Below are 24474 nucleotides of genomic sequence, written 5' to 3'. Positions count from 1 at the left end.
GCCAAGAGTGTGGGGGTGGATGATGCGCAGGTCTGAGTTCGTTAAACGCTGCCAATCACAGGCAGTGAATGCCATGCCCCCGTCACGTTTACTTCCCGGCGTTTTGCTCATTTTAGTTTCGACATTTTACGTGCACGACGTGCACGCCAGCACCATCGAGGCCATCAATCACACGCACTGGGCCATCAACCATTTCAGTGTTGATGGTCGCTCAGGTCTGGATGCGATTGGTCCTTACCAAGGGGGAGGCGGAGGTTGTTGTTACATCGCACCAGCGCGCTGGAAACCTGGGATCACGGTACGGGTCAACTGGGAGACAGGGGTGGGCAGCTCTAAAGGCTACCCTGGGACTGCTGATTGGGCCAAGTACATGGCCTGGGTAAAAGGGCTCGATGCGCAAAAACGTCAGCACAGCCGGGCAGTGTCAGTCCCCGACTACACCGGCCAAAAAGTCTGCGGCATCACCGTCCATTTCCTGCCCTGCGACGAGATCCAGGTCAGCACCTCCTGCTACGCCTACGGCAGCCCCGAGTACCCGATCAAGACACCGTTGCAGTTGCCGGAGCCTCAGTCATGTCCGAAGTAAGGAACCTGTCTCACCCATACCCGCCACAAATCCCAGATCAAGCCTGCTTGCGCTTTTGTGCCTGGGTGTTCTCATGATCCCGGCTCCAAGGTTCGATCCTTATCCTCTCAAAGCGCAGCCGAACTGCTCACGTTGGATTATCAGGGGGGCAATGCTCATCGCTGGTAGTGGCGCGGTTCTGTCGCTGCTGGCGGAAAAACTGGAACTGAGCAATTTTTTCGTGGTTGTAGGCGTCGCAAGCGTTTTTATTCTATGGCTGCTGGCGTTTTTACTTCGCGTGTTGTTCTCCCATTTCAATCTACATAACGCGCAGTGCTATGGCGAAACGGCAAAAAAGATCGAGGACGCATGGTGGGCCAGCCATCGTCAAAAAGTCTCGCTCCGTGAAGCAGTGCTGGTGGGTGGTGCCTGCAGCAGCCCTGAACACAGGAAACATCTGTTCAATCCGGACCACCAGCCTCCCGTGCCTCAAAGCACCGAAGCAGGCGCCGCAATTCGTCTGCTTCAGGTGTTCGGTGAAGATACCGCCGAGCGCGAGCGGCAACTGGCGATGCTGCTGGTTCTACAGTGGCAGGTGCAGCGCGAGGAGACAGTCGCATTGCAGCCTCTGACTTGTTACTGGCAGGGATCCGCTGCGGCATGGCAAGGCTTTGTGGAACAAATGACCAAGTGTTTTCCGCAGGTTGAGTTACCCGACGAGCCCGAGCCGTGGCTTGGAAACCAAAGCCTCAATTCAATTATCAATCGCTTGCAAGGCGCTCCTGCAGAGGCTCGCATCCTTTGTGCCGGAAGCCAGTGTTCGCCTGCAGGATTGGACAGTCGCCTGCCGGCCGGGGAGGTGGCGTTGCTCTGGCTGATCGCACCGAAAGGCGGCGTGCGTCTCTCCCGAGGCGAGTGGTTCGATGCGAGTAGTGAGCTTCTCCCTACCGTGGCAAGTCGGGCTCAACAGCAGAGTGATCTGCAAGCCCCTCCTCAGTTCTGTGTGTCGTTTTCCCAACCTGACGAGCCTCATCTCCCTGCTCAAGGTTGGACCATCAGTCAGCATTTGCAAGATGCCAATTTTGGCGATCTGGAGAGGATGGAGGGCATGGTCGCGCAGACCCTGGCTGCCTCCTATGTCGAACAGCATCAAGTGCCTTGCGCCTGGTTAGCTAACGATCCTCATCACACCTTGACTCTAGGAATTGTGGAACCCGATGACTCAACTATTTGAATCTCAGAAAATCGCTCCTTGGCGTACGTCGCTGTTACTGGCTGTGATACTCGCTGTAGTTGTCGTTGCAGGTGCTGCGGTCTGGTGGTTGTGGATGGATGCTCGGCCTCTCAGCCGCGACGAGATCCGGGATGCACTAATGAAAGGTTCGTTGCTTTGGGCGACATTGCTTGTCATGGCAGTCCTGGCTTGGCAAATCGTGCAGAGCGGTATTCAGAAGCTGGTTGGTACTGCCCATCTTTTGCCCTCGAAAGTCACCGCTGAGCCGGACAAGCAGGTGCAATCATTTGCCGACATGAGAACGGTTTTGCAAAACCGCCACGGCCGCCGCTGGCGCCGCAAAATCCGCCTTTTACTGGTCGTCGGCGAACCCGACGAAATCAAAGCCATCGCCCCCGGCCTCACCCCCGACTACTGGCTGGAAGGCCAGGACACCGTGCTCATCTGGGGCGGCAGCCTCCAGGCCAAACCCGAAGCATTCCAGCTCGAACAATACCGCCGCCTGAGCCGCTGGCGTGCACTCGACGGAGTGGTCTGGGCCGTCAACCCGCTACAGACCACCGACGCCGCCGCCATGGGCGCGGGCGCGCGTCACCTGCAAGAGCTGGCCCGGCAGTTGAAGTGGCAGCTGCCGTTGTACCTGTGGCAAGTCTGCGACAGCCAGTGGCCGCAGCCGCAACGACCGTCGCAACCGGTCGGCTGCCTTCTGCCCGCGAACGCCTCGGTGATCGAACTCGAATCCCGGCTCGAGCAACTGATCAAACCCCTGCACGACGCTGGCTGGCTGCAGCTGCGAGCGGACACCACCTACGATTTCATGCTGCGCCTGTCCCGCGACCTGCAGGTGGAGGGCATTGCTCGTTGGCGTCAGGCGCTGCTGCCGCTGTTCGGCGAGTTGGGTCGGGATATGCCGTTGCGCGGGTTGTGGTTCAGCCTGCCGTTGCCCGTGCACAAAGATTATAAAAATCACCATTGGCCGGTCGATCCCGCCTGGCAGGGCGTGCTCGATGACAAGGCGCTACAGACTCGCCGCCTTGATCGGCACCCCATCCAACTGGGCGCCAAAATCGCCGTGTGTGTGGCACTGGTGTGGACCGCTGGTCTGCTGCTGTCCTACCTCAGCAATCGCACCCAAATCGCCCAAGTACAAAGCTCCCTGACCACGCTCAATCAAGCCGACCAAGGCGATGCGCAACTGCAGGCCCTCAATGAGCTGGTGCGTGAATTATCGCGCCTGGATTACCGCGCCACACACGGCACACCCTGGCATCAACGCTTCGGCCTGAACCAGAACCAGCCACTCGCCGACGCGGTCTGGCCGATCTACGTCGAGGCCAACCATCGCCTGCTGCGAGACCCGGCGGCGGCCAATCTTCAAGCCAAACTCAACGCCCTGATCAAGCTGCCCCCCGACAGCCCCGAGCGCGGCAAACGCGCTGGTGAGGCCTACGATCACCTCAAGGCCTACCTGATGATGGCCCGCCCGGACAAAGTCGACGCGGCCTTCCTGAGCAAGACCCTGATCAACGCCCAGCCCGAGCGCCAGGGCATGTCGCCGGGATTGTGGTTCGCGCTGTCGCCGAGCTTGTGGAAATTTTACACCGAGCAACTGCCCGCCCACCCAGATTGGCGCATCGAAGCCGATCCGACCCTGGTCGCCCAGGCCCGCCGGGTGCTGCTTGGCCAAATGGGCCAGCGCAACGCCGAGACCGCGCTGTACCAAAAAGTCCTCGACGGCGTCGCCAACCATTACCCCGACTTGACCTTGAAGCAGATGGTCAACGACACCGACGCCCAGGCGCTGTTCAGCACCGGCAAAACCATCCCCGGCGTGTTCACCCGCCAGGCCTGGGAAGGCCAGGTGCGCCAGGCCATCGACGCAGTCGCCGAAGCCCGTCGCGAGGAAATCGACTGGGTGCTCAGCGATCACCCTAAAGACCTCGCCGCCGAACTGACCCCGGACGTGCTCAAGCAGCGCCTGACCGACCGTTATTTCCAGGACTACGCCAGCGCCTGGCTGGACTTTCTCAACAGCCTGCGCTGGCAGAACGTCGCCAGTCTGGGTGCGGTGATCGATCAACTGACGTTGATGAGCGATGTGCGTCAGTCGCCGTTGATTGCGCTGATGAACACGCTGTCCTACCAAGGCCAGGCGGGCGTAAGAGGCCAGGCCTTGGCCGAGTCACTGGTGAAATCCGCGCAGAAATTAATCAACCAGGACCAACTCCCCAGCACCGACTTGAGCACCAGCCCACTCGACGCCACCTTCGGCCCGCTGCTGGCACTGCTCGGCAAAGAAGAAAACCAGGGCGAGCGCCTCAACCTGCACGCCTTCCTCAACCGCGTCACCCGCGTGCGCCTGAAACTGCAGCAAGTCAGCACCGCAACCGATCCGCAAGCCATGACCCAGGCGCTGGCGCAAACCGTGTTCCAGGGCCAGAACGTCGACCTCACCGACACCCAATCCTACGGCAGCCTGGTCGCCGCCAGCCTCGGTGCGGAGTGGGGCAGGGTTGGCGAAACGCTGTTCGTGCAGCCGCTGGAACAAGCCTGGCAGCGAGTGCTGCAACCGTCCGCCGCCAGCCTCAACCAGCAATGGCAGCGCGCAATCGTCAGCGACTGGCATGCCGCGTTTGCCGGGCGTTATCCCTTTGCCGCCACCGCCAGCGACTCCTCCTTGCCGATGCTGGGGCAGATGATCCGCGCCGATTCGGGGCGCATCGAGCAGTTCCTGCAACGGCAACTCGGTGGCGTGTTGCGCAAGGAAGGCAGCCGCTGGGTCGCCGACCCACGGCACAGCCAGGGCCTGCGTTTCAACCCGCAGTTTCTCGCCTCGATCAATCAACTCAGCCACCTGGCAGACGTGCTCTACACCGACGGCGGCATGGGCATCAGCTTCGAGCTGCGGGGCAAACCGGTGCGCGATATTGTGCAGACGATCTTCGTGCTCAACGGCGAAAAACACGACTACTTCAACCAGAAAGAAAGCTGGCAGCGCTTCAGCTGGCCGGGCTTTACCAGCCATCCGGGAACTCGCTTGAGCTGGGTCAGCGTGGAAGCGAATGAACGGTTGTTCGGCGATTACGAAGGCACGTGGGGCTTGATCCGCTTGCTGGAACAGGCGCGGGTTACGCCGCTGAGTGACAGCGACAGTTTGCACCGGCTGCAGGTCAGGGCGCCGGACGGGTTGGACCTGACGTGGAACCTGCGCACCGAGTTGGGAATGGGGCCGTTGGCGATGTTGAAGCTGAGGGATTTCACCTTGCCTACGCAGATATTTTTGAGTGAGAACGACCCCGCGCAACACGCTGTGCAAAAGAGAAAAAAACGCTGAGCTTGGATCGCTCGTTGCCTCTGGAAATGCGCTGCGCGACGCAATGACGCCGACAAATCATTCATCAGGATTTTAATTTTGAGCAAAGACAACCTGACACTGCATTACTACGACGCCGAGATGCGCTATCTGCGCGAAGCCGGTAAGGAGTTTGCGCAAGCCTTTCCCGATCGTGCCGCGCAGTTGAACCTGGATAAGCCCGGCGCCAGCGATCCTCATGTGCAACAGCTGTTCGAGGGGTTCGCCTTTTTGATGGGGCGCTTGCGCGAGAAGCTCGACGATGATTTGCCGGAGCTGACCGAAGGCTTGGTCAGCCTGTTGTGGCCGCACTACCTGCGAACCATTCCGTCGCTGTCGATTGTCGAGCTGGCGCCGGATATCGCCCGGCTCAAAACCGAAGAAACGCTCGCCTCGGGTTTCGAAGTGCTGTCGCAACCTGTCGGACCACAACGCACTCGTTGCAGCTATACCACCACCCAGGATCTGAAGTTACGCCCGATCGCTCTGGAGTGTGTGCGCGTGGCGCATCAAGCGGACGGACGTTCGCTGTTGCGACTGCGCTTCACCCGTGGTGCCTTGTGCCCTTGGAGCGATATCGACCTCGGCCGGTTGCCGTTGTATCTGAACGCTGATGCGCCAATGGCCAGCGCGCTGCATCAAGCGCTGACGCTCAATGCTCAAGCGATGTACATACGCCAGGCAGGCGAAGAGCGCCGGTTGTTCGAGGGCTATTTTTCGCCCAAGGGATTCGGCGACGAAGACCGCCTGTGGCCCAAAGGTGATAGTACCTACAGCGATTATCAGTTGCTGCTGGAGTACTTCAGCTTCCGTGAGAAATTCATGTTCGTGACCCTTTGCGGTCTGGAACATCTCAGTTTGGCGCCGACGGCGACCTGGTTCGAGCTTGAAGTGGTGTTGCGTGAGGCGTGGCCACAGACCTTCGAGCTGACCGCCGAACATGTTCGAATGCATGCGGTCCCGGTCATTAATCTGTTCGCGCTGGAAGCCGACCCGCTGGAGCTGGCGCCGTTGCAGACCGACTACCTGCTGCGGCCGATGCGTTTGCAGGATGGCCATATTGAAATTTACTCAGTGGATCAGGTTAGCGCTGTCAGTGTTTCCGGTGAGCAGGACTACGTGCCATTCAGTAGCTTTCGCCACAAGGGCGGCATGCTCCGTGACGAAACCCCCGAGCGTTACTTCCACACTCGTTTGAAGCGCGGTGCCGACGGCTTGCATGAAACCTGGTTGATCCTTGGAGGCGAGGGTTTTGACGCGGACGCGCTGAGCGATAGCAGAAATCTCTCCTTGAAATTGACTGGCACACACGGCCAACTTCCCCGCAAAGCCCTGCAAAGTACCCTGCTCGACACCCTCGCCAACGCCTCCACCATCGACCTGCGAGTACGCAACCTGTGCGCCCCAACCTCACCGTGCTACCCGCCCAGCCGGGAGCGTTTCCACTGGCGAGTCCTCAGCCACCTTGGCTCGAATTTCCTTCCGATGCTCGATAACGCTGAAGTATTGCGCGGCACGCTGGCCCTGTACGACTGGACCGACGGCGAACTGAATAAACGTCGTCTGGAAGCCATAGTCGAAGTCAAACACCACCTGTTGCAGCGCTTCGAAAAAGGCATCCTGCTGCGCGGCGTAGACATCGAAGTGACCCTGGATGCCAACGGTTTCAGCGGCGAAGGCGACATCAGCCTGTTCGGCGAAATGCTCCATCGGTTCTTTGGTTTGTACGCCGACATCCACCTGTTCAACCAGCTCACGCTGATCCTTCAACCTACCGGGAAGTGCCTGCGATGGGGCGAGATACACAGTCAGCGGATTCCCGGCTGAGCGTTACAACATCTACAGCAAAGCCGCGCCGATCAACCCGCTGACCACCCCGATTGCCATGGTCATCAGCGCCACAGTGATCAGCACTCGCCCATCGAAATCCTTGCGCAGCATCAGCAGCGACGGCAGGCTGATGCTGGGCAGGGTCATCAACAGCGCTATGGCCGGAGCGGTGCCCATGCCCAGGGTCATCATGGTTTGCACGATCGGGATTTCTGCTGCAGTGGGGATCACGAACAAGGTGCCAACGATTGCCAGCGGTACCAGCCACATCAGGCTGTTGGCCATGGCGCCATCGATGTGCGGGAACACCCAGACTCGCACAGCCCCCAGCACCAGCACCGCCAAGATGTAAATCGGGATAGTGCTCCAGAACAACTGCCACAGCGTGCGACCCCAGCGCACCAGGAACGGTTGCGCATCCACCGTACTCGCCTCGGTCACCGCTTCGACCGCCGCTTCAGGCAGGGCCTCGGGGCCGGACATTCGTTGCGCGACCCAGGACACACCAAACACCAGCACGATCCCGGCCACCAGGCGCAGCGCGGTAAAGCCCCAGCCCAGCACAAAGCCCATGAACACCAGCGTGGCCGGGTTCAGCACCGGATTGCCGATCCAGAACGCCAGCGCGGCGCCCACTGAAACATTGGAGCGGCGCATGCTCGCGGCCACAGGAGCTGCACAGCATGAACACATCATGCCGGGCAGGGCAAACAGGCCGCCGCGCACCGTCGAGGCAAAACCGGCGCGGCCGAACAGGCGCAGCAGCCAGTCGCGGGGAATCAATACCTGCAGCAGCGAACCGAGGATCACCGCCAGCACGGCAGCTTTCCAGATCGCCAGGAAATACACCTTGGCGTAGGTCAGCGCTGCAGCCAGGGGGGAGGTCTGGGCGTCGTTGAGGATAGAGGCGCCGATGCTGTGGTTGTCAGCCGCGAGAAATGCCTTGGCGTAGTAGGGCGACCATTTGACGTAATACAGGCCGATGCAGGCGACCAGGACGAACAGTGCAGGTTTCCACCAGAACGACCAGCCCCGGGCGGGGGCAGTTGCGGACGAAAGCGACATGGAGAGGTTCCGGGGCAAGAAGGAGAGGGTTGATGATAGCCCAGCTCCTCCCTGGCGCGGGCACTTAGGTTGGGCAGGTCTCGCGACCGTTATCCAGGCCTTGCTTGTAGGTGTGGCTTTCCAGGCTGGCCTTGCCGTTGTGCCAGGTCAGGGTCAGCACATACAGCGAGTCGAAATCGCTGGATTCCCAGTCTTCGGTGATCTTCTGCTTCTTGCCGACGGCGTCGCCAGCCACCTTGTTGATCAGCTCCGGCAGGTAGCCGTGGGACCAGGCGGTGTAGATCACCGAATTGTGGTACTTGTCGTCGAGCAATTCATCGGCCAGGTCGCTGGTATCGTTGGCCGAGAAGTTGATGTTCACTGGCAAACCGAGCTTGATCGCGCTGGGGCTGATGGTCATCAGGGGACGGATGTAGCTGTAGGAATTGTCCAGCTCGCCTTCCTCGACATTGCGCGTCGGGTTGGCCGCAAATACGTAGTCGGCCTTGCCGAATTTTTCCGGGAGCAGGGTGGCCAGGTCAATGGCGCGATTCAAGCCCTGGCAGTTAAGCTGCCCCAGGCCGCCCTCGGGTTTTTCCGCATGCCGCAGGAACACCAGGGTCTGGGTGCCATCAGCCGGCTGGGCGCGGCTTTCGCTGGACTCCAGTGACAGGAACAGCGCACTGGTGGCGAGCAGTGCCGGCAGAAAAAGATAGGCGCGATGCTTGAAGCGATTGGCAAATTTCAAGAGATTCATCATCGAATAAGGGGGTCTTCAGCGCATTCGGTTAAGGCTGACAAACCTTTACACCTCGAGCTTCCAGCTTCGGGTGATTCCATGTCGTTGAGCCGGTCCGTTTCCGAAGGGGCATAGCTCAGAGTGCCTGAAGCCCATTTGGTTCGATCCCGACAGGTGCGCCGCACTCTACCGGGATGCTTTCTCGGACGTAGGAAAAGTTACCGACAGGATGTTACAAGTCGATGTTGGATTATGATCAACGTACATTTTTCCTTTGGATGCTCCCATGACCGATTTGTCCGAGTTCCCCATCACGCAAAAATGGCCGGCCCAGTACCCTGAATGGATCCAGCTGTATTCGCTGCCGACCCCCAATGGCGTCAAAGTCTCGATCATGCTCGAAGAGATCGGGCTGCCTTATGAGCCCCATCGTGTCAGCTTCGAAACCGCTGATCAGTTGTCCCCCGAGTTCATTTCGCTAAGCGCCAACAACAAGATTCCGGCGATCCTTGATCCCCATGGTCCGGGCGATCAACCGCTGGCGCTGTTCGAGTCTGGCGCGATTCTGATCTACCTCGCCGACAAGAGTGGGCAGTTGCTGGCCCAGGAGTCGGCGGCACGGTACGAGACGATTCAGTGGCTGATGTTTCAGATGGGTGGCATCGGGCCGATGTTCGGCCAGGTCGGCTTCTTCAATAAATTCGCCGGCAAGGAATACGAGGACAAACGCCCGTTGGGTCGTTATGTCGATGAGAGCAAACGCCTGCTGAAAGTGCTCGATACCCGCCTGGATGGACGCGACTGGATCATGGGCGAGCGCTACACCATCGCCGACATCGCCACGTTCCCCTGGGTGCGCAACCTGATCGGCTTCTATGAAGCGGGCGACCTGGTGGGCATCAACAATTTCAAGAATGTCACGCGGGTGCTCGAACGTTTTCTGGCTCGACCGGCTGTCATGCGCGGGTTGGAAATACCGAAATAATCCACTTAACAAGACCAGGGACAGGCCATGCATTCATTCGATTTCAAGCAGGTAGATGTTTTCAGCCGCGCCCCGCTCAAGGGCAATCCCCTGGCGGTGGTATTCGCCGCCGATGAACTGAGCGACGAGCGCATGGCGGCCTTTGCCGCCTGGACCAACCTCAGTGAGACCACATTCATCCTGCAGCCCCGGGACCCGCGGGCGGATTATCGGGTGCGGATTTTTACTACGCTCAAAGAGTTGCCCTTCGCGGGTCATCCGACCCTGGGGACTTGTCATGCCTGGCTGGAAGCCGGCGGCCTGCCCAAGGGGGAGGAGGTGATCCAGGAGTGCGGAGTCGGCCTGGTGCGGATCCGTCGTCAGGGCGCGGAGCTGGCTTTCCTGGCGCCCCCGCTGATCAAAACCGGGCCGGTAGAACCCGACGTGGTGGAACGCGTGCGCCGCGGATTGGGGCTGGAGCGCGGCGCGATAGTGCGCAGTCAGTGGGTCGATAACGGCGCCGACTGGCTGGCGGTGATGCTCGAAGATCGCCAGCAAGTGCTCGACCTGCAGCCCGATCATGCACAAATGCTCGGCCTTGCGGTCGGAGTGGTGGCGCCCTGGCAGCCGGCGCGGGACGGTGATGCCGCGCAGTTCGAGGTGCGGGCGTTTATCAGCGGCGACGGTATGCCGGAAGACCCGGCGACCGGCAGCCTGAATGCCGGACTGGCGCAGTGGCTGCTCAGAGAGCGGCTGGCACCGCCGTCCTACGTAGTCAGCCAGGGTGTGACCATGGGTCGCGCCGGGCGCATCCAGGTCGACCAGGTGGGCGACGAGATTTGGGTCGGCGGCCCCGTGGTGACGTGCATCAGCGGCACTCTGCAGCTCTGACGCCTGGGCGCCGCAGTCGCTGCGGCAGGCGATTATTGCCCCGCCGGTAATGCACTATTGGTCAACAAGCGTTTGTGCGGTACGCCGCACAACGCATAAGCTTTCGCCCCTACGATTTTCGTCTTGTCCCAGGAACCCCCATGTCCAGTCAGTTCCCCGAAGCACGTCCACGCCGTCTGCGCCGCAATGCGAGCCTGCGCAGCCTGTTCCAGGAAACCGAGTTCAGTCTCGACGACCTGGTGCTCCCGATCTTCGTCGAAGAAGAAATCGACGACTTCGTACCGATCAAGAGCATGCCCGGCGTGATGCGTATTCCCGAATCCAGGCTCGCCGGTGAGATCGAGCGCTACGCCCGTGCCGGCATCCGCTCGGTGATGACGTTCGGCGTGTCCCACCACCTGGACAGCAACGGCAGCGATACCTGGAACGAAAACGGCCTGGTGTCGCGCATGTCGCGCATCGCCAAGGATGCCGTGCCGGACATGATCGTGATGTCCGACACCTGCTTCTGCGAGTACACCGACCATGGCCACTGTGGGGTCATGCACAACCATGAAGTCGACAACGACCAAACCCTGATCAATCTTGGCAGACAAGCCGTTGCCGCAGCCCAGGCCGGTGCCGATGTGATCGCGCCGTCGGCGGCAATGGACGGGCAGGTGCAGGCGATTCGTCGAGCCCTGGACGCCGCCGGTTTCACCCAGACGCCGATCATGGCCTATTCGACCAAGTTCGCTTCGGCGCTATACGGCCCGTTCCGCGAAGCCGGCGGCAGTGCCCTCAAGGGCGATCGCAAAAGCTACCAGATGAACCCGATGAACCGCCGCGAAGCGGTGCGCGAGTCCTTGCTGGACGAACAGGAGGGCGCCGATGCGCTGATGGTCAAGCCGGCCGGCGCGTACCTGGACATCATCCGCGACATCCGCGAAGCCTCGCGCCTGCCCCTGGCGGCGTATCAGGTCAGCGGCGAGTACGCGATGATCAAGTTCGGCGCCCAGGCCGGTGCGATCGACGAAGACCGGGTGGTTCGCGAAAGCCTCGGCGCGATCAAGCGTGCCGGTGCCGACCTGATTTTCACCTACTTTGCGATGGACCTGGCATTGGCGGGTATTTGACCCGCTACACATCTCCTGAACTGGCACAACCCTGTAGAAGTGAGCCCGCTCGCGATAGCGGCCCGTCAGCCAGTACATTCGGCGCCTGCTAAACCGCTATCGCGAGCAGGCTCGCTCCTACAGGGGGGTATCAATTTTGCAGAGTGGTGTGTCAGGTAACGCCAAAGAACGGCCGAATCCCGTGATCTCGAAAATAGCGTTCGATCACCTTCGGGTCCGAGCTGTTCTCGGCGATCGCCACGTAGGTGTCCGGGCGCAACAGGTAGAACCCGTTGCGCCCAAGGCCTGCCGCCTCGAACGCAGGTCGCCAGGCAAACACCTGTAACGGCAAGTGATGCTCCACACACCAGGCGATCATCTCATCGCTGGTGTCGCCATACACATGCACCTGCCAGGTCGGTTGTTTCAGCGATTCGTAATTGTCGCCCTCGCCATCGTGCGCCCAGGGCAGACGATCGCCGCCATGGACGTGTCCGGCCACTCCCACACTCAAGGCCATCGCCCGATAATTCAGGGTGATCTGCGATACCGTGCGAAACAGAAACTCGCGGGAAGTTTCGAATGACGCCATTTTCGGAATCAGCAACGGCGCCAGGCGGGTGCGCAGCAAGTCGGCCACGGGGCCCTGGGCTGTGACAAAACTGAACACCCGGTCGGTGGTGGCGACCAGTTTGCGGGCAAACGCGATGCGCTCCGGCTCATAACTGTCGAGCAACCGGGCCTCGGCGCCGCCGCTCAACACTGCCGCGAGTTTCCACGCCAGGTTGATCGCGTCACCGATTCCGGTGTTCATGCCCTGGCCGCCGACGGGACTGTGGACGTGGGCCGCGTCCCCCAGCAGGAACGCGCGCCCGGTGCGAAAGTGATCCGCCACCCGATGATGCACGCGGTAGGTGGAAAACCAGTTCACCTGCTCGATCTGCACTTTCATGCTCTGGATCGCGTGACTGCTGATGTCCTCGAATCGCAGGTTTTCCGGGTGTTCGGCGCGCTCGTCGCGCACTGTGCCAATCAGCCGCGCGCGACCTTGCTCGGCCATGGGAAAGACCGCAAGGAAGTCGGCTTCATCGAGGTCCACGTGCAGTTCTCCATTGAGTGCCTCGCCGCTGGCGTGCACATCGGCCACGTAGAAAATCTGCTGGTAGGTGCCTCCGGGAAAATCGGTATCCAGGGCCTTGCGCACGATCGACCGGGCGCCATCACAGCCTGCCAGGTAACAGGCCTGGCAAGTTTCCTGCTGGCCATCTGGCAGGCGCAACTGTGCGCTGATGCCATCGCCGGTTTCCTCGAAGCTTTCCAGTTCGGTGCTGCGCTCGACCTGAATGCCGAAAGCTTCGAGACGACTGATCAACAGTCGCTCGTGCTGGTCCTGGGGAAATATCTCCAGGAACGAGTAGGGCGTCAGACCTTCGCCGACGGCGGTCAGCGGCAGGCGCGCGACAGGCCCGCCCTTGACCCAGAAATTCGCGGCGGCCACTCGATGGCCGTTTTCGACCACGGCGTCGGCGAGGTCGAGCTGACGATATAATTCGAGTGTGCGGGCCTGCACCGCCAATGCCCGGGAAGTGGTGCCGGGCGCGGAGGTCTTGTCGATGATCCGCACGCGTATCCCCAGCTTGCTCAACCACAATGCCAGGACCAGTCCGGTCGGACCGGCGCCGACAATCAGCACATCGCTTCGATTCATCACCTGAGCTCCTCGGCGTGTTGCTCAAGTATGGTCCAGCTCGGCATCGCGTCCAGACTGCCCGCCAAACGGAAAAAGCCCCGCAGCCGTGAAGCTGCGGGGCCTTTTTTGGTGGTTTTGCCGATCAGAAATCGATAGTGCCCGACAACTTCGCCACCCGTGGTTCGCCCTGGGTCAGATAGCCGCCCTGGGCCGACTCCCAGTATTTTTCATTGGCCAGGTTCTCTACACCCACCCGCAGCGTGACGTCTTTTTGCGCCACTTTGAAGCCATAGCGCGCACCGGCGTCGAAGCGGTTCCAGGTTGGCAGGCTGAGGTTGTTTGCCGCATCGGCGTATTGCCCACCGGTGCGCAACATCCGCGCATTCAGCGCTACACCTTGCAAGCCCGGCACATCCCAGTCGACTCCGGCGTTGAACTGGAAGGTCGGGACACCAATGGCGCGGTTGCCGTCGTTGGCGCCATCGCGGGTGTCCTTCAACTCAGTGTCCATCAGGGTCAGGCCGCTGATCAGGCGCAGGCCCTCGAGCGGCTCGCCGAACACGTTAAGTTCGACACCCTTGTTGATCTGTTTACCTTCGCGAATGAATTCGGCAGTCGTCGCGCTGGTCGCGACGGCATAGCCATCCCCAGGCTGCTCGATGCGGTACACCCCGAGACTGGCGCCGTAGGTGCCCATGTCGACCTTGACCCCGGCTTCAAGCTGCTTGGAGCACGCCGGAGCGAACGCCTGATTGCCGTTGGTCACGACCAGGTTGCCAGAGGTGGTCGGTGAGGTCGGTCCCTCCGCCAGGCCTTCGATGCGGTTGGCATAGAAGGACACGTGGTCCCATGGCTTGAACACGATGCCGTACACCGGCGTGGTGATCGACTCGTCGTACTTGGAGGTACGGGTGCCGGTGCCATAGGCAAAGCCCTGGACCACCAGCTGTTGCCGACGCACGCCGACGGTCACCAGCAGGCGATCATCGAAAAAGCCCAGGGTGTCGGAGGCTGCGCCGCTGCGCACGAAGGTCTTGCCGGTGATGCCCGGATCGTGGAGGTCGCCGCCGGAGAAATTGCCGGTCGGTGCGGGCGGACCTACCGGGTGGTAGATGTTATTCGCATCACCGCTGAGGTCGAAATCGTAGGCATTGCGCTGTTCGGTCCAGATACCGGCCAGGCCGAAGTTGAGCTTGTGGCTGATCGGCCCGGTGGCGAATCTGCCGTTGAGGCCAGCCATGACGCTTTTGTTGTCTTCGTCGTGGGGGATAAATGAGCCGGTGGTGATGGAGTTGCCGTTATTCCCGACCAGGGTCGTGGAGTTGTAGCGCCCGACTTCACGGGTGTGCTTGGCGCCCCCGGCGGCGTAGGCGGTCCAGCTGTCGTTGAGGTCATATTCGGCGCGCAGCATGCCGAAGGTGTCTTCGATCTGGGTGAAGCCCCACTTGGGCGCGTAGTTGGTGTCGGCGGATGGCGCATCGGGAATGTGGGTGGTGGTGGCGCCGATGTTGACCGAGTTGCGACCGCCATTGACTCGCTGCTTCTGGTAGGCAAAATCGCCGGACACGCGCAGGGCATCGCCGCGGTAGTCGAGCCCGATGGCGAACAGCTTGGAACGCTGGTTCTCGTGATCGATGCCGGTGTCGCCTTCGCGCTGCGCCAGGTTGACCCGGGCGCCAAATCGGTTGTCTTCACCAAAGCGCTGGCCGAGGTCCAGGTGCTGGCCGATGCGACCTTCGTCATTGATGTCGGTGGTAAACCGGCGCAACGGTTCGTCGCCGGCGCGCTTGGGCTGCAGGTTGATGCCACCGCCGATGCCCGACCCGGTCGGGGTCACTCCATTGATGAAGGCGTTGGGGCCCTTGAAGACTTCCACCCGCTCCAGTGCGTCGGTGGAAATGATCTGCCGGGGCAAGACACCGTACAGGCCGTTGTAGGAAATATCGTCACCGGTAAGGGGCAGGCCGCGGATCATGAAAATCTGTGACTGGTTGGAAAACCCGCTGGCCTGCCGCACCGAGGAATCGTTGAGCAGCACGTCGGCGACATCTTCAGCCTGCTGGTCCTGGATCAGTTGCTCGGTATAGGAAGAAACACTGAACGGCACATCCATGATGTCCTGGTTGCCCAGCACACCCAATTGCCCGCCACGCGCGACTTGTCCACCGGCAAACACCGGGGGCAGGGCGGATGGGGAAGGGGCCTGGGCGTTGACGTTGACGTCGTCCAGCACCAACGCCTTGCCGTTGTTTTCGGCAGGCGTAGCGGCCTGGGCGGTAGCGCCAAGGGCACAGAGTAACGCGAGAAGCGTCGGGCGAAAGGGCACGCCGAATCGGGCTGGAGCAGTCATTTTTCGTTCCTGGCGGTGCGGCGCAGGTGAGATAAATCGGGACGGCGCGGGAACTCCTTGCGCAAATGCGACTCCAGGCGCGAATGATAGGAGTTCCCAGTCATGCGGTGCAATGGGTTTCTTATGATGGGGCGAATCTAATCCAGGAGCCTGCGGGGAACAGTCGGGGGAGGTGAGAGTCATAGCCTGCGCCATGCCAATGATCGTATGGTTAACCGTCTCAAGGATCTGCTGGAGCACCATGCACGCCAATCGATTGATCATCAGCATCATCGCTCTGCTGGTACTGGCCGGTTGCGCCACGCAACGGCCGGCGCAACCGCCTGCGCGCAAGCCCGCCGAGGTCAAGGCTGAATTGATGCGCCTGCTGCCGGCCAAAACCGTCGATCGCCAAGGCTGGGCCTCGGACATCCAGGCTGCATTTGCCGCGCAGGGCATTTATCCGAGTACGCAAAACTTGTGCTCGGTGCTTGCAGTCACCGAGCAGGAGTCGACCTTCCAAGTGGACCCGCCGGTACCAGGGCTGGGCAAGATCGCCCGGGACGAGATCGACCGCCGGGCCGCCAAAGTGCACATACCCAGCTTGCTGGTCAGTGGCGCGCTGCAGGTCAACTCGCCCAACGGCAAAAGCTACAGCACTCGGCTCAATGCCGCGCGCAGCGAGAAGGAACTCAGCGCGATCTTCGACGACTTCATCGGCATGGTGCCGATGGGTCAGACGCTGTTTGCCGGGTTCAACCCGGTGCATACCGGTGGGCCGATGCAGGTCAGCATCGACTTCGCCGAGCAACACGCGCAGGACTACCCCTATCCGGTCGACAAGACGATTCGCCGTGAAGTGTTCAGTCGTCGCGGCGGCATGTATTTCGGTATCGCCCACCTGCTGGGTTACCCGGTGAGCTACCAGCAACCGCTTTACCGCTTCGCCGACTTCAACGCCGGCTGGTACGCCAGCCGCAATGCCGCGTTCCAGAACGCCGTCAGCCGTGCTTCGGGCATCCCGCTGGCGCTGGACGGTGACTTGGTGCGTTACGACGCGATCATGCCCGGCACCACCGAGCTGGCGGTGCGCAGTTTGGGCAAGCAGCTGGACATGCGTAATCCGACCATCCGCGATCAACTGGAGAAGGGCAAGAGCCTGGAGTTCGAGGAGACGAAACTTTATCGGCGGGTGTTCGAGTTGGCAGAGCAGGCCGAAGGCCGGTCATTGCCCCGTGCGGTGTTGCCGGGGATTGTGCTGCAGAGCCCGAAAATCACTCGAAAACTGACTACCGCCTGGTTTGCCAAGCGGGTGGATGAGCGTTATCAGCGGTGCATGGCCCGGGCACGGTGAATGCGGCTAGCCTTTGTGGGAGCGGGCTTGCTCGCGAAGGCGATATTCCATTCACAGCATGTGGGGTGCCTGACCCATCGCCTTCGCGAGCAAGCCCGCTCCCACAGGGCCGGGTGTTTGCATCAGACTGCCCGGACTATCCGCGTCAAATCACTTTAACCGCCCGGCCAATAAACTGGATCGGCCCGGTCGGTTTGCCGATCGGCGAGCCATTGGGGTTCTCCAGGGTCAGCTCGAACAACTGGTCTGGCACCAAGGGCGGCAGTTTATCCAGCGGCACCGACAGGGTTTGTCCCGGCTTGACCAGGCCCAGGGACACCGGCCCTTGCCAGCCGTCGGCCTTGGTCCAGAATTCCAGCGCCTTGTCGGCGGGAACTTCCACTACCCCCAGCGGGATCAGCTGGATTTCCCGTGGGTTGCTGGCCTGGATCACCCAGCCCGGCGCCTTGTCCTGAGGGCCGACCAACACCACCAGATAGGTCGGCTTGGCCGTGGTCTGGGTCAGCAGCAAGGCGCCGAGCAGCAGGCTGGCGGCCAGCCCGGCTCCGGCCAGCCCGCGCCATAACGGCAGCAGGTTCCACCAGGATGGCGCACGCGCTGCGGGTTTGGCTTGCAGGGCCTGCACGCTGCGTTCGATCCGCGGCCACAGCTGGGCCGAGGGCGGCGTTGGCTCAACCAGATCGGTCAAGCCGAGCAGGCGGCGCTCCCAGCTGTCGACCGCCGTGCGCAAATCTGCGTCGTCCTGCAGGCGCAGCCGGACTTGCTCTCGCAGCTCAGCCGAAAGCGTGCCCAGCACATACTCACTGGCCAGTTCGTCGCGCTCTTGCGCGGTTTCGTTGGAAGGTCTGCTGATCATCCCATGCACTCCCGCAATGCCGTCAGGCTGCGTTTGATCCAGGCCTTGACTGTGCCCAGCGGGGTGCCGAGCTTGAGTGATATCTCGGCGTGGGAATAACCGTCGACGTAGGCATGCACGATGCAACTGCGCCGGGCCGGTTCCAGTTGTTCCAGGCAATGATGGATGCGCCCGCAGTCGTGCTGGTCGTCGAGCTCCAGGGTAACGTCTGGCAGGTCGATTTCGTCATGGCTTTCGCGACTATGGTCACGCAGGAAATTCAGCGCCAGGTGCCGGGTCACGCTATACATCCAGCCCCGCGCCGAACCTCGCGCCGGATCGAAGCGCGCGGCGCCGTGCCAGATTTTCAGGAAGGCGTCGTGGACGATATCTTCGGCCAGCGCCGTGTCGCGTACCAGGCGTTTGGCTACGCCCAGCAGGCGCGGGCTCTCCTGCAGGTACAGCGCCCGCAACGCCTGCTGCTCGCCACGTCCGCAGGCGGCCAGGTGAGCTTCGTAATCGAATAGAGGTTCGGGCAAGGACACTGTGCTCAGCCGTTGATGGGACCTGGAGTGCAATCTAGCAAACAAACACAGACTCTGTAGGAGCCTGGCGGTTGGCGATGGCGATCTTCGCGACGCCATCGCCAGCAAGCTGGGCTCCTACCGGTACTGCAGCGGGATCAGCTCGCCGCCCAGAAGATGTAATCCGCCTGATACTTCACCACTTCCTGCTTGCCCTTGTTGGCGGCTGTGCATTCAGTTCCCGGCGCCACGCCGCCCTTGAGCGCCACGCGCTGGATGTAGCTGACGCCGTTCATCGCGCCCTTGCCTTCGGCCGGGTTGGCTTTGACCAATTGATAGGGCAGGTTGCCCGGTGTCGATGGCGCCACGGCCAGTTGGGTGCCGGTGACTTTCGAACCGTCCTGCGCCTGCCAGGTGGCTGGCGGGCCGAAATAAGTGCCGACCTGTTTACCGCTGCGATCGTTGAGCACCGCTTTGGGGCCGACGAACACCCATTCGGTCATGCCGGCGGCGTTAGCCTTGTCGCGGCACTCATAAGTGATTTCGCCGACCCCGGTGGTTTCCATGGCCACCTTGTGCCCCTCGGGCACCTTGATGCTGTCGGGCAGGCCCGCCTGGGCGAAGGCGGCGGGGGTGGTCGCAAGCAAACCGGCAAGGCACATCAGCTGTTTGGCGTTCATCGATAGCTCTCCGAAAATGAGTAATGCGCTGTGCAGCATCAGGGCTGCTACAGGTACTACCCGCCACGGGGCGATTTGGATGCAGGAGCGAAAAAAGAAATTTTCCCGCAGGACCAGAGTCAGCTGCTACAAAGAGAGAACTGCAAAGGAGGTGTGTATGTACCAGCTCTACGGACACAAGAACTCCGGCGCTGCGGCGATTGAGGCGGCGTTGGAACTGTGCGAGATCCCTTATCGCTTTATCGATGTCGAGGCTTCTGCGGAGTCAGCCAAGGCCCTGGAGAAACTCAACCCGCTGAAGCAGATTCCAACCCTGCAGCTGCCCGACGGCGGCATCCTGACCGAAAGCGCAGCGATCCTCATCCACCTGGGGCTGACGTTCCCCAAGTCGAACCTGCTGCCGGACGAAGTCGCCGAGCGCGACCAGGCCATTCGCGGCCTGGCGTTCATCGTCAGCAATTGCTACGCAGCGATCGGCATCATCGACTACCCCGAGCGCTGGCTGGCCGAGGCTGATGAGTCCTCCCGGCAGAACCTCATGGCTGGGGCCCGCCAGCGTTTGCACTGGAGTTGGGAAGTATTCGCCGACCAGTTTTCCGGCGAGCTGTACCTGGGCGACGAAGCACCGGGGGCGTTGGATGTGCTGGCCGCCGTCGTGAGCCGCTGGGCGGGCAGCCGCGAACACCTGCGCGGCGCCCGGCCGGGGTTTTATGCGTGGCTGGAGCGAATCGACCGGCACCCGACATTGGCACCGGTGTTTGCCCGGCATTGGCCGGGCTGAGAATCATCAGGCTGCGATTATTCGCCGCGAATGTACTGCTCCAGTTGCCGAATTAGCTCGGCCTGTTCGGCAATGGCTTCCTTGACCAGGTCGCCGATCGACAGCAGGCCAATCAGCTTGCCATTCTCGACCACGGGCAAGTGACGCAGGCGTTTGTCAGACATGATGCCCAGGCAGGTGTCGACGGTCTGGTGGGTGTCCACGGTGATTACATTCGCCACCATGATGTCGCGCACCGGCGTCCCGACCGAAGATCGACCATGCAGCACCAGTTTGCGCGCGTAATCGCGTTCGCTGATGATCCCCACGACCCGGTCGTCTTCCACTACCAGCAAGGCACCGACGTTCTTTTCGGCCATCTTCATCAGCGCTTCCAGCACCATGTGGTCGGGCTTGATCTGGTGCACTTCCTGATTCTTCTGATCTTTCAACTTGAGCAGTTGGGCGACGGTCTTCATGGTGGGTACTCTGGTGTTGTCGTTGTCCTAGAAGAATCATAGACCCGGGCGCCGAGGGCAAGGCGCAAAGCGGCGGATATGATGCAAAAAACGCCATTTTGCCAAATTTTCTGCAGATTCAGCGCTAAACCCGTAGCAGCTGTCGAGCTGGCGAGTCTGCGTTCGGCTGCGTAGCAGTCGTCAATCCTGGCCGCGCGGTGGGCCAGATATGCCGCGTTCGCCGGTTTTGCGACTGCTGCGCAGCCGAACGCAGCCTCTCAGGCTCGGCAGCTGCTACAGAGATGCGCGTAGAATCCCCTTCTGAACAGTTATCGAGGTTGTACTGGTGGATCTACAGCAGGGTTTTGTCCTGACCCGGCATTGGCGCGACACCCCGGCCGGTACGGAAGTCGAGTTTTGGCTGGCAACCGATAACGGACCCCGGTGCATTCGCCTGCCCCATCAACCGTCGGTTGCGTTCATTCCCGCAGAGCAGCGCGAGCGCGCGGAACAGCTGCTTCAGGATGAAAAAAATGTCGAGCTGCGGCCCCTGGCCCTGCTGGACTTTGAACATCGTCCGGTGCTCGGCCTGTATTGCCAGCAGCACGGCCAGTTGATCCGCCTGGAAACCGCGCTGCGCAAGGCCGGTGTCGAAATGTTCGAAGCCGATGTACGGCCACCGGAACGCTACATGATGGAGCGCTTCATCACCGCACCGGTGGTGTTCGGTGGCACACCGAATGCCGATGGCCTGGTGCTCGATGCGCAGATGAAAGCCGATCCCGCCTACCGGCCAACACTCAGGCTGGTGTCCCTGGACATTGAAACCACTGCCCGCGGCGAGCTGTATTCGATTGCGCTGGAAGGCTGCGGCGAGCGTCAGGTGTACATGCTCGGCCCACCGAACGGTGACGACAGCGCGGTGGATTTCCAGCTGGAATACTGCGATTCGCGCACTCTTTTGCTGAAAAAACTCAACGAGTGGTTCGCCCGTTTCGACCCCGACGCGATCATTGGCTGGAACGTCGTGCAGTTCGACCTGCGGGTGTTGCACGAACATGCTCGGCGCCTGGCGGTGCCGCTCAAGTTGGGGCGTGGCGGCGAAGAGATGCAGTGGCGCGAACATGGCAGCCGCAATCATTATTTCGCTGCCGCGGCCGGCCGTTTGATCATCGATGGCATCGAATCCCTGCGTTCGGCGACCTGGAGTTTCCCCTCGTTCAGCCTGGAAAACGTCGCCCAGACCCTGCTGGGCGAGGGCAAGGCGATCAGCACGCCCTACCAGCGCATGGACGAAATCAATCGCATGTTCGCCGAGGACAAGCCGGCCCTGGCCAAATACAACCTCAAGGACTGCGAGCTGGTCACGCGGATCTTCGCCAAGACCGAACTGCTGACCTTCCTGCTCGAGCGCGCCAGCGTCACCGGTTTACCAGCGGACCGCAGCGGTGGCTCGGTAGCGGCTTTCACTCACCTCTACATGCCGCTGATGCATCGCCAGGGTTTTGTCGCGCCGAACCTGGGTGGCCGACCACCGGAGGCGAGCCCCGGTGGTTTTGTCATGGATTCGCAACCCGGGCTCTACGAGTCGGTGCTGGTGCTCGACTACAAGAGCCTGTATCCCTCGATCATCCGCACATTCCTGATTGACCCGGTTGGCCTGATTGAAGGGCTCAAGCACCCTGACGACCAGGACTCGGTGCCGGGTTTTCGCGGCGCGCGATTTTCCCGGACCCGGCATTGCCTGCCAGCGATTGTCTCGCGGGTCGCCGAAGGTCGGGAAACCGCCAAGCGCGAGCATAACGCCCCATTGTCCCAGGCCCTGAAGATCATCATGAACGCCTTCTACGGCGTGCTCGGATCCAGCGGCTGCCGGTTCTTCGACACACGCCTGGCGTCGTCGATCACCTTGCGCGGGCACGAAATCATGCTGCGCACTCGGCAGCTGATCGAAGCGCAGGGGCACACGGTAATTTATGGCGACACCGACTCGACCTTCGTCTGGCTGCGTCGCGCCCATGGCCAGGAAGAAGCCACGCAGATCGGCCGTGGCCTGGTCGATCACGTGAATCAGTGGTGGCGTGACCACGTGCAGCAGCAATACGGGCTGCAAAGCGCGCTCGAACTGCAGTATGAAACCCACTACACACGCTTTCTCATGCCGACCATTCGCGGTGCGGAGGAGGGCAGTAAAAAGCGTTATGCAGGACTGGTGCGCCGTGCCGATGGTAGCGACGAGATGGTTTATAAAGGTCTGGAAGCGGTGCGTACCGACTGGTCGCTGCTGGCGCGGCAGTTCCAGCAGGAACTCTACTCGCTGATTTTCCACCGCAAGCCGTATCAGGATTATGTGCGCGACTACGTGCGCAAGACCTTGGCCGGCGAATTCGACGAGCGCCTGGTTTATCGCAAGCGCCTGCGCCGCACCCTCGACGACTATGAGCGCAACGTCCCACCTCATGTGCGGGCTGCGCGCATCGCCGATGACTATAACGACCAGCAGGGCCGGCCTCGGCAATACCAGAATGGCGGCTGGATCAGTTACCTGATCACTGTCGCCGGACCAGAACCGCTGGAGGTGCGCAGCGCGCCCATCGACTACGACCATTACGTCACCCGGCAGCTGCAACCGATAGCGGACGCCATCCTGCCGTTTGTTCACGATGACTTTTCAACCCTCATTGGTGGGCAGCTGGGCCTGTTTTGAGTCAAGCAACGACAGGGTCCACTCGTCCTGGATCCCGTGGTGATAACGGTTCAGGGCTTGGTGGTACACGCTGTCGGGGGAGCTGAACTGGGCAAACAGGGTCATCGAGGAGTGAAACTTGAGGTTGTCCGGATGACCGAAAATATCAGTGATCGACCGATGCCGGGTATTGAGCACTAATTGAGTGCAAGTTCGCAGGCGTGGACCCAGCAGTGGATGGGCCAGATAGGCCGCAGCCTCTGCAGCAGATTGAATAGCGAAGTGCCGCGACATTTCGCTGCCGCCGAGCCCGGCGATCTGCGGAAAGATGAACCACATCCAGTGCCGGCGCTTGCAGCCGGCACGCAGTTCTTCGAGCACGTGGTCGAACACCGGGTCCTGGGCCTGGATAAAGCGATCCAGGTTGAAGGAGTCCAGCGGATCGGTGCTTCTCATGTAGAAGCCCTCTGATGAAACCGATGGCCTAGACCATGGCCAGTCGCTGTTTGCGTTGTGGCGCATGAAACGCTTGGTCCAGCGCCTCCAGATCCCCGGGTTCAAGCCGTATGTCATGGGCTTGGGCATTGAGCTTGACGTGTTCCGGCCGGACCGCCTTGGGGATGGCGATCACTCCTTCCTGCCGCAGAATCCATGCCAGTGCAACCTGCGCCGGTGTCGCGGCGTGACGGGCTGCCACCTGTTTGAGAGTCGCGTGGGCCAGCATATGCCCACCCTGGCCAATCGGACAGTAGGCCATGACGGGTAGCCGCTGTTGCTGGCTCCAGGGCAACAGGTCAAATTCAATGCCGCGCTGCTCCAGGTTGTACAACACCTGGTTGGTAGCGCAGGCGGGGTTGGCCAATTCGTGCAGGTCGTCCAGGTCAAAATTGGACACGCCCCAGCGCCCGATCTTGCCGGACTCGCGCAGGCGCTCAAAGGCCTCGACGGTTTCCTCCAGCGGATATTGGCCACGCCAATGCAGCAGGTACAGATCGATGTAGTCAGTGCCGAGGCGCTTCAGGCTGCGCTCGCAGGCCAGGGGAATGCCCTGGCGACTGGCGTTGTGCGGGTACACTTTACTGACCAGGAATACCTTGTCGCGCTGGCCGGCGATCGCCTCGCCCACCACTTCCTCGGCCCCGCCCTCGGCGTACATTTCAGCGCTGTCGATCAGGGTCATGCCCAGCTCGATGCCTTGGCGCAAGGCCGCTACTTCGCGGGCGCGTTGCGACGAATCTTCGCCCATGCGCCAGGTGCCCTGGCCGATGACCGGTACTTCGACGCCGGCCAATTGCAAAGTGCGCATTCAAACCTCCTGGTAGATCGGGTTGTTTATATTCGGCAGCGCGAACGGCATGAGGTTCAGTGGGCTCGAGCACCAGGCTCGCGGGCTTACGGACCGTCGGCACTGCACTTTTTCACCATTCGCGGCTCTATCCATGGCC

At 61.3% G+C, this 24474-nt stretch carries 20 protein-coding genes; 10 read left to right on the top strand and 10 right to left on the bottom strand.

The features are described 5' to 3' along the window. The first annotated feature begins 73 nt into the window (after nt 1-73). The 4 genes from tli1a to tssF all read left to right on the top strand — a co-directional run bounded on the left by tli1a (nt 74) and on the right by tssF (nt 6978). Complete coding sequence (gene tli1a, locus ORL50_RS23175; RefSeq protein ID WP_416236041.1) at nt 74-586, top strand: Tli1a family immunity protein; 513 nt, start codon at nt 74-76, stop codon at nt 584-586. 151 nt (nt 587-737) lie between these two features. Further along, nucleotides 738-1799, top strand: coding sequence for a hypothetical protein (locus ORL50_RS23170; RefSeq protein ID WP_266018342.1), 1062 nt, complete (start codon nt 738-740; stop codon nt 1797-1799). Further along, on the top strand, nt 1783-5133 hold the full coding sequence (locus tag ORL50_RS23165) for an ImcF-related family protein (RefSeq protein WP_416236040.1): 3351 nt from the start codon (nt 1783-1785) through the stop codon (nt 5131-5133). Before ORL50_RS23170 ends, ORL50_RS23165 begins: the two co-directional genes overlap by 17 nt. A 78-nt stretch (nt 5134-5211) precedes the next feature. Beyond that, nucleotides 5212-6978, top strand: coding sequence for a type VI secretion system baseplate subunit TssF (gene tssF / locus ORL50_RS23160; RefSeq protein WP_266018339.1), 1767 nt, complete (start codon nt 5212-5214; stop codon nt 6976-6978). Between the two features lie 12 nt (nt 6979-6990). Here tssF and ORL50_RS23155 read toward each other — a convergent pair whose 3' ends face one another. Next, complete coding sequence (locus ORL50_RS23155) at nt 6991-8046, bottom strand: permease (protein WP_266018337.1); 1056 nt, start codon at nt 8044-8046, stop codon at nt 6991-6993. Between the two features lie 64 nt (nt 8047-8110). After that, nucleotides 8111-8785 carry a histidine phosphatase family protein gene (locus ORL50_RS23150; protein ID WP_266018335.1) on the bottom strand — a complete coding sequence of 225 codons (675 nt, stop codon included), beginning with the start codon at nt 8783-8785 and terminating at the stop codon, nt 8111-8113. 265 nt (nt 8786-9050) lie between these two features. On the opposite strand from ORL50_RS23150, the gene ORL50_RS23145 reads away from it, so the two are divergent. From ORL50_RS23145 to hemB, 3 genes are all read left to right on the top strand, one after another. After that, entirely contained in the window at nt 9051-9749 is a 699-nt protein-coding gene (locus ORL50_RS23145) for a glutathione binding-like protein (RefSeq protein ID WP_266018333.1), read from the top strand. A 27-nt stretch (nt 9750-9776) separates the two neighbouring features. Further along, the gene (locus ORL50_RS23140) at nt 9777-10619 is read left to right on the top strand and encodes a PhzF family phenazine biosynthesis protein (RefSeq protein WP_266018332.1); all 843 of its coding nucleotides are present in this window, start codon (nt 9777-9779) and stop codon (nt 10617-10619) included. A gap of 140 nt (nt 10620-10759) precedes the next feature. Continuing rightward, nucleotides 10760-11734: a porphobilinogen synthase gene (gene hemB, locus ORL50_RS23135; protein ID WP_266018330.1), complete on the top strand. Its 975-nt coding sequence runs from the start codon at nt 10760-10762 to the stop codon at nt 11732-11734. 151 nt (nt 11735-11885) lie between these two features. Here hemB and ORL50_RS23130 read toward each other — a convergent pair whose 3' ends face one another. Next, on the bottom strand, nt 11886-13421 hold the full coding sequence (locus ORL50_RS23130; protein ID WP_266018329.1) for an FAD-dependent oxidoreductase: 1536 nt from the start codon (nt 13419-13421) through the stop codon (nt 11886-11888). Between the two features lie 124 nt (nt 13422-13545). After that, nucleotides 13546-15753: a TonB-dependent receptor gene (locus ORL50_RS23125; protein ID WP_266018328.1), complete on the bottom strand. Its 2208-nt coding sequence runs from the start codon at nt 15751-15753 to the stop codon at nt 13546-13548. Nucleotides 15754-15994: 241 nt separating this feature from the next. Here ORL50_RS23125 and ORL50_RS23120 point away from each other — a divergent pair, with 241 nt between their 5' ends. After that, on the top strand, nt 15995-17086 hold the full coding sequence (locus tag ORL50_RS23120) for a DUF1615 domain-containing protein (RefSeq protein ID WP_266018326.1): 1092 nt from the start codon (nt 15995-15997) through the stop codon (nt 17084-17086). Nucleotides 17087-17231: 145 nt separating this feature from the next. On the opposite strand, the gene ORL50_RS23115 is transcribed toward ORL50_RS23120, so the two are convergent. From ORL50_RS23115 to ORL50_RS23105, 3 genes are all read right to left on the bottom strand, one after another. After that, nucleotides 17232-17942 carry an anti-sigma factor gene (locus ORL50_RS23115; protein ID WP_266018324.1) on the bottom strand — a complete coding sequence of 237 codons (711 nt, stop codon included), beginning with the start codon at nt 17940-17942 and terminating at the stop codon, nt 17232-17234. Continuing rightward, nucleotides 17939-18466 (bottom strand): sigma-70 family RNA polymerase sigma factor, encoded by a 528-nt coding sequence (locus ORL50_RS23110; protein ID WP_266018322.1) that lies wholly within the window; start codon nt 18464-18466, stop codon nt 17939-17941. Before ORL50_RS23110 ends, ORL50_RS23115 begins: the two co-directional genes overlap by 4 nt. A gap of 137 nt (nt 18467-18603) precedes the next feature. After that, a complete protein-coding gene (locus tag ORL50_RS23105) occupies nt 18604-19125 on the bottom strand; it encodes a DUF3455 domain-containing protein (protein WP_266018321.1) in 522 nt (173 codons plus the stop codon). Nucleotides 19126-19282: 157 nt separating this feature from the next. Between ORL50_RS23105 and ORL50_RS23100 the strand changes: the two genes are divergently transcribed. Next, nucleotides 19283-19906, top strand: coding sequence for a glutathione S-transferase (locus tag ORL50_RS23100; RefSeq protein WP_266018319.1), 624 nt, complete (start codon nt 19283-19285; stop codon nt 19904-19906). A 17-nt stretch (nt 19907-19923) separates the two neighbouring features. Here the strand turns inward: ORL50_RS23100 and ORL50_RS23095 are convergent, their stop codons facing one another. Beyond that, a complete protein-coding gene (locus tag ORL50_RS23095) occupies nt 19924-20364 on the bottom strand; it encodes a CBS domain-containing protein (RefSeq protein WP_266018317.1) in 441 nt (146 codons plus the stop codon). A 325-nt stretch (nt 20365-20689) separates the two neighbouring features. On the opposite strand from ORL50_RS23095, the gene ORL50_RS23090 reads away from it, so the two are divergent. Beyond that, complete coding sequence (locus ORL50_RS23090) at nt 20690-23050, top strand: DNA polymerase II (RefSeq protein WP_266018315.1); 2361 nt, start codon at nt 20690-20692, stop codon at nt 23048-23050. On the opposite strand, the gene ORL50_RS23085 is transcribed toward ORL50_RS23090, so the two are convergent. Both ORL50_RS23085 and ORL50_RS23080 read right to left on the bottom strand, forming a co-directional pair. Continuing rightward, nucleotides 23015-23485 (bottom strand): DUF1810 domain-containing protein, encoded by a 471-nt coding sequence (locus tag ORL50_RS23085; RefSeq protein WP_266018314.1) that lies wholly within the window; start codon nt 23483-23485, stop codon nt 23015-23017. The genes ORL50_RS23090 and ORL50_RS23085 overlap by 36 nt on opposite strands. A 28-nt stretch (nt 23486-23513) precedes the next feature. Further along, nucleotides 23514-24335 (bottom strand): aldo/keto reductase, encoded by an 822-nt coding sequence (locus ORL50_RS23080; protein WP_266018312.1) that lies wholly within the window; start codon nt 24333-24335, stop codon nt 23514-23516. Between the last annotated feature and the right edge of the window lie 139 nt (nt 24336-24474).

Origin of the sequence: Pseudomonas sp. RIT-562 (genome assembly GCF_026241895.1) — a bacterium.
Taxonomy (GTDB): Bacteria; Pseudomonadota; Gammaproteobacteria; order Pseudomonadales; family Pseudomonadaceae; genus Aquipseudomonas; species Aquipseudomonas mandelii_F.
Note: the sequence above shows the minus strand (reverse complement) of the source record. Positions and strands in the feature narration are given on the sequence as shown.